Genomic DNA, 12,694 nt, shown 5'->3' on the forward strand with positions numbered 1-12,694 from the left:
CGAAAGAAGAAAACAAATATCGAACAAAGCTCATTTTACCTTTTTCTTTCAATCGGTTGGCGGACGCTTGCAGAAGCGGAACAAATCAGGTACAAACTTCTCATCAACTGCTTCATTGCTTGGGCGGCTTCAATAACCTAAAGGTGGATCGAATGTCACAGAATAGTTTGCGGCTCGTAGAGGACAAATCGGTGGACAAAAGCAAGGCGCTCGAAGCGGCACTCTCACAGATAGAGCGGTCGTTCGGCAAGGGCTCGATCATGAAGCTCGGTTCGAACGAGAGCATCGTCGAGATCGAAACGGTTTCCACCGGTTCTCTTGGTCTCGATATTGCCCTTGGCGTTGGCGGATTGCCTAAGGGTCGTATCGTTGAGATCTACGGTCCTGAAAGCTCCGGCAAGACGACGCTGGCGCTACAGACCATTGCCGAAGCCCAAAAAAAGGGCGGTATCTGCGCGTTCGTCGACGCCGAGCATGCTCTCGATCCGGTCTATGCTCGCAAGCTTGGCGTCGATCTGCAGAACCTTCTGATCTCGCAGCCTGACACCGGCGAACAAGCCCTCGAAATTACCGATACGCTGGTGCGTTCCGGCGCAATCGACGTCCTGGTCATCGACTCGGTCGCCGCGCTGACGCCACGTGCCGAAATCGAAGGCGAAATGGGCGACAGCCTGCCAGGTCTTCAGGCGCGGCTTATGAGCCAGGCACTGCGTAAGCTGACAGCTTCGATCTCGCGCTCGAACACGATGGTCATCTTCATCAACCAGATTCGCATGAAAATCGGCGTCATGTTCGGTTCGCCGGAAACGACCACCGGCGGCAATGCGCTGAAGTTCTATGCTTCCGTTCGTCTCGACATCCGCCGCATCGGCGCCGTCAAGGAGCGCGACGAGGTCATCGGCAACCAGACGCGCGTCAAGGTCGTCAAGAACAAGATGGCGCCTCCCTTCAAGCAGGTCGAATTCGATATCATGTATGGCGAAGGCGTGTCCAAGACAGGCGAACTCGTCGACCTTGGCGTCAAGGCCGGGATCGTCGAAAAGTCAGGTGCGTGGTTCTCCTATAACAGCCAGCGTCTCGGGCAGGGCCGCGAGAACGCCAAGATATTCCTGCGCGACAACCCCGATCTGGCCAATGAAATCGAAACGCTGCTGCGCCAGAACGCCGGCCTCATCGCCGACAAGTTCCTGCAGAACGGCGGCCCGGATGCGAATGACGGCGACACCGCCGCCGAGATGTAATCCGGCGGTCTGCTCTGGCGCTCAGCCTTCGGCGAATTCGAACCGGCCGCACTCTCGATAAGAGATGTGCGGCCGGTTTCGTTCGTGCGGCTGGACAGGGCAGGGGGCGGACGATAAAAGCCCAATGGATTTGAAATATACCTGCCTTCGGCAGCAATGAAGGGCATAGCATGAGCGGCGTGAACGAAATCCGGTCGACCTTCCTCGACTACTTCAAGACGAACGGGCACGAGATCGTTCCGTCAAGCTCGCTCGTTCCACGCAACGACCCGACATTGATGTTTACCAATGCCGGTATGGTGCAGTTCAAGAACGTCTTTACTGGAGCAGAGAACAGGCCCTACAAAACCGCGACCAGCGCCCAGAAATGCGTGCGGGCCGGCGGCAAGCACAACGACCTCGACAATGTCGGATATACGGCGCGCCACCATACGTTCTTCGAAATGCTCGGCAATTTCTCCTTCGGCGATTATTTCAAGGAGCGCGCGATCGAGCTCGCCTGGAACCTGATCACCAAGGAATTCGATATCGATCCGAAGCGGCTGCTGGTGACGGTCTACCATACGGACGACGATGCCTTTAACCTCTGGAAGAAGATCGCCGGATTGTCGGACGACAAGATCATCCGCATTGCGACCAGCGACAATTTCTGGGCGATGGGCGATACCGGCCCCTGCGGTCCCTGTTCCGAGATCTTCTACGATCACGGAGATCATATCTGGGGTGGCCCTCCAGGCTCGCCTGACGAGGATGGCGATCGGTTCATCGAGATATGGAACCTCGTTTTCATGCAGTTCGAACAGCTGTCGAAGGATGAGCGCGTGGCCCTGCCGCGGCCGTCGATCGATACCGGCATGGGCATCGAGCGGGTTGCCGCCCTCCTGCAGGGCAAGCACGACAACTACGATATCGATCTTTTCCGCGCGCTGATTGAGGCATCCGAGGAAGCGACTGGCGTCATGGCCGAGGGCGAGCATCGCGCGAGCCATCGGGTTATTGCCGACCACCTGCGCTCGTCGGCCTTCCTGATCGCCGATGGCGTCCTGCCGTCGAAAGAGGGTCGCGGCTACGTGCTTCGCCGTATCATGCGTCGCGCCATGCGCCATGCACAGCTGCTCGGCGCCAGGGATCCCTTGATGTACAAGCTTCTGCCGACGCTGGTGCAGGAGATGGGCCGCGCCTATCCGGAACTGATACGTGCGGAATCCTTGATCTCGGAAACGCTGAAGCTCGAGGAAAACCGGTTCCACAAGACGTTGGAGCGCGGCTTGTCCTTGCTTTCCGATGCCACGTCGACGCTATCGAAGGGCGACAGCCTCGATGGCGAGACCGCCTTCAAGCTTTACGACACCTATGGATTTCCGCTCGACCTGACGCAGGATGCGCTTCGCGAGCGCGGTATCGGCGTCGATATCAGCAGCTTCACCAATGCCATGGAGCGCCAGAAGGCCGAGGCCCGCTCGCATTGGGCCGGCTCCGGCGACAAGGCGGCCGAGACGATCTGGTTCGAGCTCGGGGAGAAGCACGGCGCAACGGAATTCCTTGGCTATGACACCGAGACGGCGGAAGGCGTGATCCTTGCGATCGTCAAGGACGGCGTCGCCGTCGATAGCGCCGCGGCTGGGGACAACGTCCAGATCATCGTCAACCAGACGCCGTTCTACGGCGAGTCGGGTGGCCAGATGGGCGACACCGGCGTGATCGCTGGCGATAATGCAAAGCTTGAGGTCAGCGATACGCAGAAAAAGGGCGACGGTCTTTTCTCGCATGTCGCCACGGTTTCCGAGGGCACGATCAAGGTCGGCGATGCCGTTGCCTTGACGGTGGATCATACCCGCCGCAGCCGCCTGCGTGCCAATCATTCGGCAACGCATCTATTGCACGAAGCGCTCCGTGAGGTCCTGGGGACGCATGTTGCCCAGAAGGGTTCGCTCGTTGCGCCCGAACGCCTGCGTTTCGACGTTTCTCATCCGAAGCCGATGTCTGCCGAAGAGCTGAAGATCGTCGAGGATATGGCCAATGAGATCGTGCTGCAGAACTCGCCTGTCACGACGCGGCTGATGAGTGTCGATGATGCGATTGCCGAAGGTGCCATGGCACTGTTCGGCGAGAAATACGGCGACGAAGTTCGCGTGGTCTCAATGGGCGAAGGCGTGCGCGGCGTGAAGTCGAACCGGCCTTATTCTGTCGAACTCTGCGGCGGTACGCATGTGTCGGCGACCGGCCAGATCGGCCTTATCAGGGTTCTGTCCGAAAGCGCAGTTGGCGCCGGCGTTCGCCGCATCGAGGCCGTGACTGGCGTGTCGGCCCGGGATTATCTTGCCGAGCAGGACGACCGCGTAAAGACGCTTGCCACAGCTCTCAAAGTACAACCAAGCGAGCTCGTGGCCCGCGTCGAGACATTGATGGACGAGCGACGCAAGCTGGAACGCGAGCTTGCCGATGCAAAGCGCAAGCTCGCGATGGGCGGTGGGCAGGGCGGATCCGCCGATGCCGTTCGCGAGGTCGGTGGCGTGAAGTTCCTCGGCAAGGCGATTGCCGGCGTCGATCCCAAGGACCTCAAGGGTCTCGCTGATGACGGCAAGACGAGCCTTGGCTCCGGGGTCGTTGCGCTGGTCGGCGTGTCCGACGACGGCAAGGCGAGTGCAGTCGTAGCCGTGACGCCGGATCTGGTTGGCCGCTTCAGCGCCGTCGATCTGGTTCGCGTCGCGTCTGCAGCGCTCGGCGGCAAGGGCGGCGGCGGCCGGCCCGACATGGCGCAGGCAGGCGGCCCGGATGGCTCAAAAGCCGACGAGGCCATCGAGGCGGTTGCCACTGCGCTTGCCGGGTAGGTGAGACGCCGGATTGAGTTTCATAGCGGCGGGAGCTTATCGGCTTCCGCCGTTTGCTTTTTGCGGCGTTGCCAAGTCAGCAGGATTTGTCAAATCGGGTTATGCTTTTCTGTGGGCGATCGAATTGCATGAGGTTCCGATATGAATGGCGAAGCGGCATGGGCACTTTATGAGACCCGTCTCCGACGGGTTTCCGCCTATATCCACGAGCACCTGGATGAAGAGCTCGACATGGATAGACTGGCCGAAATCGCCTGCATGTCGAGCTATCACTGGCACAGGATCTATCGGGCGATTTACGGCGAGACGCTCGCCGCCACGGTCAAGCGGTTGCGGTTGCACCGCGCGGCCGGGGATATCGTCCGGACGGATCTCGCCGTCAGCAAGATTGCAAGGCGATCTGGTTATCCCAATCTCCAGTCGTTCAATCGCATCTTCAAGTCAGTCTACGGCATGCCGCCGGCGCGATATCGGAAAGAGGGAAGCCATAGGATCTTCGAACCCAACGAAAACGGAAAGGCCAACGCCATGTTCGACGTCACGCTTCGCACCATTCCCGCTGTCGATCTGATCGGTATTCCCCACATTGGCTCCTATATGCAGATCAGCCAGGCTTTTGAAATACTGGGCGGCACCTTGAACGCCCGCGGCCTGATCAGTCCCGATATGAAAATGATCGGCGTTTACCTCGACGATCCGGATATCGTGCCGGCCGAAAAACTGCGCTCCTTTGCCTGCGTCACGGGCGGATCCGAGGTTCCGGCCGAACCGCCGCTTGTGCGTCGTGCCATCGAGGGCGGCGAGTACGCCGTCCTTCGGCACAAGGGGCCTTACGCGGATATGCACAAGGCATATCAGTGGCTCTACGCCGAGTGGCTTCCGGCCTCGGGCCGACAGCTGCGCGACTCTGTCATGTTCGAAGACTACATCAACAATCCTCGGGACGTAGGGCCAACCGAGTTGTTGACGGATATCTACATGCCGCTACAGAAGGCAGCATGAAGGTGACCATATTCGACGGCTATAGGTCGTTGGGTTAATGCATACTCTGTTGCGCTGGGATCGCGGCGTTGTCTATTTCCGTTGCGCGGCGATAGGCATCGCGATTGCTGACGCGTTCCCAGTAGTCGATGAAGGCCGGCCGCTTCTCGATCGAGCCGAAGCGGAGGCCCCAGCCGACTTGCGAGCCGACATAGACGTCGGCGGCCGTGAAGCGGTCGCCGACGACATAGGGCGTGCCGGAAACCGCCTGTTCCAGCGCGTCCATTGCCTCGTCGAAACGTCCGCAGCCGATCATCCGTAATCGGTCCTTCGGCGGCTCGAACCCAAGGGCACGATTTGTCACTGCCATTTCCAATGGGCCGGCCGCAAAGAACATCCAGCGATAGTAGGGACCACGCTCATCGGCGGCCGGTGCCAGATCGGCGTCCGGAAAGGCTTCGGCCATATAGGCGCAGATCGCCGCACATTCGGTGACGACGGTCTCGCCGTGGCGGATCGCAGGAACCTTGCCCATCGGGTTGACGGCGAGGTATGCCGGCGCCTTCATCGTCGTGCCGAAATCGAGATATTCCGTGTGGTAAGGAACGCCTGTCTCTTCCAGCATCCAGCGGGCGATGCGCCCGCGCGACATCGGGTTGGTATAGAACGTGATCTCTTTAGACATGACGCGCTCCTTCTTGATACGGGATGGAGGAGGCGGAGTGTAGTCAGTTCGGCTTGACTTGTGGAGTCGGGGCCTAGGACCAGTTGGCCATAGGCCCCGACGATCAATTATTTCGGGCAAGCGCCGTTCTGGGTTTTTGGTCCGCATGTTCCTGAGGAATCCTGCGGCACATAAAATGCGTTCGAACCGACGCCGGCGGCGGCCTTTACCTCAGCAGAACTGAGGGCTCGGGTTTCAATATCGACTGCTGCGATGGTTCCTTGCAGCTGGCCCGCCAGACCGCTCCCAATCTGATCGAGAGCGAATGTGCCGTCCCACGTGCCCGTACCCGTTTGAACGCCATTGAGGTACATTGTCAGCTTCTTCGAACTTCTGGTCACGGCGACATGCGCCCACTTGTTTGGGGAGACAGTCGTATTGGAGACTACCGCGTCGGTGATGCCGTTGTACAAGCGCGGCGCCCCTCCGTAGAAGTTCAAATCCGCAGCACCTCCACGAAAGAGCCCGTCCGCGTTCGTTGGGGGTGTCCGGGTAATAAGAGTCCGGGCCGCCAGCGTAAAATCCTTGTCCAAGGCAACGATCGGCGTTGTCTTGGTGTTGGATTGTATCGCCGAGCTCTGGATCAGATTGTTGATTTCCAGTGCGCTCAACGACCTTTTGTAAACGCGAACCTCATCCAGCGCGCCGTTCAGCCCTCCCGCAGCGGTTTTTCCAACGCCGTCGACGGTGAAGGTCCCGGCCTCCCATGCGCCTGATCCCGTCTTCAATCCATTGACATAGATGGCAAGGTCTTTTCCTGAGCGGGCGACCGCGATATGGGTCCAGACACCGCTGTTGACGGGAGCGATCGAAGTCACGGCATCCGAACCGATGTAGAGTCGAGGGAAGCCGTTATATAGATTTAGATCGTAGCCTTCCCTGGAATGGAACAACCCGTCGCTGTTGCTCGGAGTGCCATTGGTCTTTATCCAACTTGCTAATGTGCCTCGTAAAAGCGCTGATAAGCTGCCCAGAAAGGCTCCCAGGCCGAGCGGTCGGATTGCTGCAGCGGACGAACGGTCGTTGTGCTCATCGTTGAAAGACCTCAATTTGCTCCTGAAACAGAGACGGCGGAGAAATCCCCGCCGCCATCGTTCGATTTGCTGTTGCGAAGGGCCTTATGCCATCGCCTTCTGCAGGTTCTCGTCGATCTTGTCGAGGAAAGCCTCGGTCGACAGCCAAGGCTGGTCTGGGCCGATCAGCAGCGCCAGGTCCTTGGTCATGAAGCCCGACTCGACGGTGTCCACGCAGACTGTTTCGAGCGTCGTTGCGAACTTTGCGAGTTCGGCATTGTCGTCGAGCTTGGCACGATGAGCAAGGCCACGGGTCCAGGCGAAGATCGAGGCGATCGAGTTTGTCGAGGTCGCCTGGCCCTTCTGGTGCTGGCGATAATGGCGGGTAACCGTGCCGTGGGCAGCTTCCGCTTCGACGGTCTTGCCATCTGGCGTCAGGAGAACCGAGGTCATCAGGCCGAGCGAGCCGAAGCCCTGGGCGACCGTGTCAGACTGGACGTCGCCGTCGTAGTTCTTGCAGGCCCAGACGTAGCCGCCTGACCACTTCAGCGCGGATGCGACCATGTCGTCGATCAGGCGATGTTCGTAGGTGATGCCGGCTTCTGCGAACTGGTCCTTGAATTCGTTCTGGAAGACCTCCTCGAACAGGTCCTTGAAGCGGCCGTCATAGGCCTTGAGGATGGTGTTCTTGGTCGACAGGTAAACCGGCCACTTGCGCATCAGGCCGTACATCATCGAGGCGCGGGCGAATTCGCGGATCGAGTCGTCGAGGTTGTACATTGCCATGGCGACACCTGAACCCGGCGCGTTGAAGACTTCCTTCTCGATGACAGCTCCGTCTTCGCCGACGAACTTGATCGTCAGCTTGCCCTTGCCCGGGAAGCGGAAATCGGTGGCGCGATACTGGTCGCCGAAGGCATGGCGGCCGACGACGATCGGCTTGGTCCAGCCCGGAACGAGGCGCGGCACGTTCTTGCAGATGATCGGCTCGCGGAAGATGACTCCCCCGAGGATGTTGCGGATGGTGCCGTTCGGCGACTTCCACATTTCCTTGAGGTTGAATTCCTTGACGCGGTCTTCGTCCGGCGTGATCGTCGCGCACTTGATGCCGACGCCGTATTTCTTGATGGCGTTGGCGGCGTCGACGGTCACCTGATCGTTGGTCGCGTCTCGGTTCTCGACGGAAAGATCATAGTAATCGACGTCGATATCGAGGTAGGGGAAGATCAGCTTATCCTTGATAAGCTGCCAAATGATGCGAGTCATTTCGTCGCCGTCGAGATCGGCTACGGGGTTGGCGACCTTGATCTTCTTCATGTATCTGCCTCGTTTTGCTAATGGGACCGGCTGTCCGGTGAGTGGGAGTAAAGTCTCTCGCGCTATAGCACCGCAAGCCTGGAACGCAAAGCCGGAAGCAGGCCGGAAACGGCGTTTTTGCGTTCACAAAAGCCATCGTGCAACCAGTCATTTTCGAGGGCTGCGGCATTGCCAAAGCAACGGATGGAGCTAATGTCGGGCAGATGTTTCAAGGATATTCACGGAAAATTCCCATGCCCAAATTCGCCGCGATGGCGCTCTCAACCTTTTTCCTTTCGCTCGCATCAGGAACTCTGGCGGCATCGGCCGCCGACGTTGTCGCTCCGGTCAAGGAGGTCATGGATGCGACGGCTGCCAACTGGGCCGGTGGCGACAGCGAATGGCAGGACCTCTTCGGCCCCGACAAGCTCAACCATCTCTACAGCAAGGATTTCATTGCGAAATACGAGGCCGCATCGAAATTTCCAGCTGTCGACGACGATGGCATCTCTCCGTTTGATTACGACGTGATCGTTCAGGGGCAGGATGCGTGTCCGCTTGAAGATGTGACCATCAAGCCGGGTACGCCGGCGAACGGCAAGACCGAGGTTATCGCGCAGTTCAAGAAGCAGACCTGTATGGGAACGGATGCCGCAAACCAGGCCTTCTCGGTCGTGCGGTTCGAAGTGCTGGAAGAGGACGGCAAGCCCGTCATCGACGACATCCTCACCGTCGACGAAAATGGCAAGGACAGCTCGCTCAAGGAGACGATGGACAGCATAGTCAAACAGCAATAGCGGTTCGACCGAATGCGGGCCGAAGCGGTCTCCGGCTCTGGAGATCCTATCTTTAGAGAAGGACATTCATGCAGCTTGGGCATCAGCTTCGCGACTGGCTGGCCGCCAACGATCCGGCCTTTTCGCGACTGCGCCAGGCCCTGCGCGTAACGCTTACCATCGCGTTTTCCTTTTCGATTTTATTCGTCATCCACATCGTCCTCGTGCCGCTTCCGACGGTTGCCTATGCACTCGGTATTCTTCTGTCGATCCAGGGTGGATTGACCGTTCGCGACAAGCTGCCTTCCGAGCAGCTGGTGACAAGGCTGATCGGCTGTCTCGCCGGTGTCGTGGCGGTCAGTCTGGCGGCAACGCTCGAAAGCGACCGCTATCTCACCGACTTTGCCTTCCTCGCGATCATCTTTGCCGCGAGCTGGGGCCGGGCGCTTGGCGTGCGCTGGAACGCCGTCGGCATGTTTGCGTTCATGTCCTATTTCATGGGAGCTTATTTTCATCCGACGTTCACCGAGATGCCGCTTGTCGCATTGGGTTGCCTGGTGTCCGTGCTGGTGGCGCATGCCGTTCGGATTTTCCTGCTTCCCGACAATTGGCGGCGCGATCTTTCGCGGGCACTTGAAAGCGTGGCGGGCAGGGTCAACCAGATGTTGCTGGAGCTTGCCGTCAATGTCAGGAATGGAAATCTCTCGGAGGCCGGATTTCGCGCGCTGACACAGTCGGAAGAGCGGCTGAAGGAAGCGGTCCTGATGGCCGAGAGCTTCATCCCGAAGCCGACCGACGATGCGCTTGCGGGTGATACGCCGGCCTCAGAGATCGCCATGCGCCTGTTCGACGTGCATCTGGCCGCAGAAAGCGTGATCGTGCTCAGCCAGCAGAGTTCGCCGACGTTCGCACTGGTACATGCCGTGATCGAGCATGACGCAGCATTGATGGCTTCGGAGACGGCCGGCTTCGAGACAATGGACGATGCCGGCCGGTCAGAGACCATCCGCGCGCTGATCTGGCTGCGCGACGCCCGCGATGCGTTGCTTGAGACCATCGAAGTCGGACGCCGGACCAGCTTCAGCGGCGTCGAGAGCGGCGAGACCACGGGTGCCGGACCGATAAAGTGGCCGAAGATGTCGTTCGACGATCCCGCCATGCGATCGGCGGTGCAAATCACGGTCGCGACCGGGCTTGCGATGGCGATTGGCCTGATGCTGTCGCGGGAGCGCTGGTTCTGGGCGGTGCTGACCTCTTTCCTCGTTTTCAGCAATACCAGCTCCCGCGGCGATACCGCGCTCAAGGCCTTGCAGCGTTCGGTCGGCACGGTGCTCGGGATAGCGATCGGCATGTTGCTGGCCGTGCTGGTCGTCGGGCATACTGTCCTAGCCATTGCGATCTCGGTCGTTTCGATCTTTCTCGCTTTCTATTTCCTGCAGGTCTCCTATGGAGCGATGACTTTTTTCATCACCATCGTCCTCTGCCTGATCTACGGCATGACGGGGGCGCTGACATTCGACGTGCTGAAACTTCGCGTCGGCGAGACTATCATCGGCGCGTTGGCGGGGACCTTGGTCGCCTTCTTCGTGTTCCCGTCGCGTACGCGCGGCGCGCTCGATTTAGCATTGTTGAAATGGTTCGACGCGCTGCGTGCGCTGATGAATGCGGCCTTCGGCAATGGTCCAGGACTTGAGGTCATCCAGCTCTCGCAGGTTCTCGACGCCGCCTATCGCGATGTGACAACGGCTGCCAAGCCGCTCGGCTCGACGTGGTATCTCGTCAGGCGTCCCGGACATATCCGCCAGACGCTGGCGATTTTCATGGGCTGCACCTACTGGGCGCGCGTGTTTGCAAAGAACATCGCCTTTTCTCGCGATGACCCGAATGGCCAGATTCGCGACAATGTTCAGGATACGCTGCGCAAGCTGGACGAAATTTCACCGCGTGGCTCCGATTGCTTTTTCGTCACCCGAAAGACGCCACGCTCAGCCGGGCGGCATCTGCCGTTGTCGCGCGGCGGCACGCGGCTGGGTATCGAAATGGTGGGATCGATGCTGGACAGGCTTTATCCCTGACGCCGGGCGTCTGCCGTTTGGGCTTGCCGTTTTTCGGCGGCACGGCTATTTCGCTGGAGAATTGCGCGGTACTAGCGCGCCAGGGATAATTTCATGTCGGGAACTAACAGCGAGCGCGAGCTTCTGGCCGAAGGGCCGGTCATCATTCTGGTCGAGCCTCAGATGGGCGAGAACATCGGCATGGTGGCACGTGCCATGGCCAATTTCGGCCTTGCCGAACTCAGGCTGGTCAACCCGCGGGACGGCTGGCCGAACGACAAGGCCCAGGCGGCAGCATCGAATGCCAATCACGTTATCGAAGGAACGCGCGTTTTTGCGACGCTGGAAGAGGCGATCGCGGATCTGAATTTCGTCTATGCTACCACGGCGCGGGAACGCTACGGCTACAAGCCCGTGCGGTCTCCGGTCGTTGCGGCCGAGACGCTGCGGGTGAAGTTCGCTGCGGGTGAGGGGGTTGGCATACTGTTCGGCCGCGAACGCTGGGGTTTGACCAACGAGGAAGTGGCGCTTGCAGACGAGATCGTCACTTTCCCCGTCAACCCCGCCTTTGCGTCGCTGAACATTGCCCAGGCGGTGTTGCTAATGTCCTACGAGTGGATGAAATCCGGGATGGAGGACCTGAGCGCGACCGCCTTTGCGGCGAACCGCCAGCGGCCATCGACCAAGGAGCAGTTGTTCGGGCTGTTCGACCAGGTCGAGGAGGCGCTTGAATCGCGCAACTATTTCCATCCGGTCGAGAAAAAGCCGAAAATGATCGACAACCTGCGTGCAGTGTTCTCGCGCCAGGCCTTTACCGAACAAGAAATCAGCGTGTTGCGCGGGGTAATCTCCTCCCTCGACCGGTTCCCGCGGAAATTGCCGCGCGGCAGCCGGACTGCTGCAATCAAGGAAAAACCGAGCGATGACAGCGCCGACGATTGAGCTGAAACCCGTCCTGGTGTTTGACAGTGGCATCGGGGGGCTGACGGTGCTGCGCGAGGCACGGGTTCTGATGCCGGAGCGGAGTTTCATCTATTTCGCCGACGATGCCGGTTTTCCCTATGGTGGCTGGGAAGAGCAGGCGCTGAAGGAACGCATCATCGGGCTCTTCGCGCAGCTACTGCGGGATTATGACCCGCAAGTCTGCATCATCGCCTGTAACACCGCCTTCACGCTCGTCGGCGCCGACCTGCGGGCTGCATTCCCACAAATGACCTTCGTCGGCACCGTGCCGGCGATCAAGCCGGCGGCGGAGCGGACGCGCTCCGGCCTTGTCTCCGTGCTGGCGACGCCCGGTACCGTCAAGCGTGCCTATACGCGCGACCTGATCCAATCTTTCGCAAGCCAATGCCATGTCCGTCTGGTCGGGTCTGAGAACCTGGCGAGGATGGCTGAGGCCTATATTCGTGGCGACACGGTTTCGGACGACGCCGTTCATGCCGAGATCGACCAGTGTTTCGTCGAAAAAGACGGCCGCAAGACCGATATCATCGTGCTTGCCTGTACCCACTATCCGTTCATGGCCAACCTGTTCCGACGGTTGGCGCCGTGGCCGGTCGACTGGCTCGATCCGGCCGAGGCTATCGCCCGTCGCGCCCGCAGTCTCGTTCCGCAAGTCGCAGACGCAGTCCACCCGGATAATTTCGACTTCGCTGTGCTGACCTCCGGCAACCCCGATTTTGCGACAAGGCGGCTGATGCAGGGGTTTGGGTTGAGGGCTTGAGCGCTTCGAAAACAATCCCTGTGAATTTCCCAATTGCTTTCGCGTAAGCTCGTGA

10 protein-coding genes are annotated in these 12,694 nt (G+C 59.6%); 7 read left to right on the forward strand and 3 right to left on the reverse strand.

The features are described from left to right. Window positions 1-152: 152 nt before the first annotated feature. The 3 genes from recA to CPY51_RS16690 all read left to right on the forward strand — a co-directional run bounded on the left by recA (window position 153) and on the right by CPY51_RS16690 (window position 5,074). Window positions 153-1,241, forward strand: coding sequence for a recombinase RecA (recA, locus tag CPY51_RS16680; protein ID WP_111161327.1), 1,089 nt, complete (start codon window positions 153-155; stop codon window positions 1,239-1,241). A gap of 170 nt (window positions 1,242-1,411) precedes the next feature. Further along, a complete protein-coding gene (gene alaS / locus CPY51_RS16685; protein WP_111161328.1) occupies window positions 1,412-4,072 on the forward strand; it encodes an alanine--tRNA ligase in 2,661 nt (886 codons plus the stop codon). Window positions 4,073-4,213: 141 nt separating this feature from the next. Next, window positions 4,214-5,074 carry an AraC family transcriptional regulator gene (locus CPY51_RS16690; protein WP_111161329.1) on the forward strand — a complete coding sequence of 287 codons (861 nt, stop codon included), beginning with the start codon at window positions 4,214-4,216 and terminating at the stop codon, window positions 5,072-5,074. Between the two features lie 34 nt (window positions 5,075-5,108). Here CPY51_RS16690 and CPY51_RS16695 read toward each other — a convergent pair whose 3' ends face one another. From CPY51_RS16695 to CPY51_RS16705, 3 genes are all read right to left on the reverse strand, one after another. Then, window positions 5,109-5,738 (reverse strand): glutathione S-transferase family protein, encoded by a 630-nt coding sequence (locus tag CPY51_RS16695; protein ID WP_111161330.1) that lies wholly within the window; start codon window positions 5,736-5,738, stop codon window positions 5,109-5,111. Window positions 5,739-5,845: 107 nt separating this feature from the next. After that, the gene (locus tag CPY51_RS16700; RefSeq protein ID WP_111161331.1) at window positions 5,846-6,826 is read right to left on the reverse strand and encodes a LamG domain-containing protein; all 981 of its coding nucleotides are present in this window, start codon (window positions 6,824-6,826) and stop codon (window positions 5,846-5,848) included. A 69-nt stretch (window positions 6,827-6,895) separates the two neighbouring features. Further along, the gene (locus CPY51_RS16705) at window positions 6,896-8,107 is read right to left on the reverse strand and encodes an NADP-dependent isocitrate dehydrogenase (RefSeq protein ID WP_111161332.1); all 1,212 of its coding nucleotides are present in this window, start codon (window positions 8,105-8,107) and stop codon (window positions 6,896-6,898) included. A gap of 233 nt (window positions 8,108-8,340) precedes the next feature. Between CPY51_RS16705 and CPY51_RS16710 the strand changes: the two genes are divergently transcribed. The 4 genes from CPY51_RS16710 (at window position 8,341) to murI (ending at window position 12,639) form a co-directional block, all read left to right on the forward strand. Continuing rightward, window positions 8,341-8,883, forward strand: a complete 543-nt coding sequence (locus CPY51_RS16710) for a hypothetical protein (protein WP_195909550.1) — start codon at window positions 8,341-8,343, stop codon at window positions 8,881-8,883. A gap of 68 nt (window positions 8,884-8,951) precedes the next feature. Beyond that, the gene (locus tag CPY51_RS16715) at window positions 8,952-10,937 is read left to right on the forward strand and encodes an FUSC family protein (protein ID WP_111161333.1); all 1,986 of its coding nucleotides are present in this window, start codon (window positions 8,952-8,954) and stop codon (window positions 10,935-10,937) included. Window positions 10,938-11,030: 93 nt separating this feature from the next. Beyond that, entirely contained in the window at window positions 11,031-11,858 is an 828-nt protein-coding gene (locus CPY51_RS16720; protein ID WP_111161334.1) for an RNA methyltransferase, read from the forward strand. After that, window positions 11,839-12,639 (forward strand): glutamate racemase, encoded by an 801-nt coding sequence (murI, locus tag CPY51_RS16725; protein WP_111161335.1) that lies wholly within the window; start codon window positions 11,839-11,841, stop codon window positions 12,637-12,639. Before CPY51_RS16720 ends, murI begins: the two co-directional genes overlap by 20 nt. The last annotated feature ends 55 nt before the right edge of the window (window positions 12,640-12,694 follow it).

The organism is Arminella tubonensis (assembly GCF_003240585.1).
Taxonomy (GTDB): domain Bacteria; phylum Pseudomonadota; class Alphaproteobacteria; order Rhizobiales; family Rhizobiaceae; genus Rhizobium; species Rhizobium tubonense.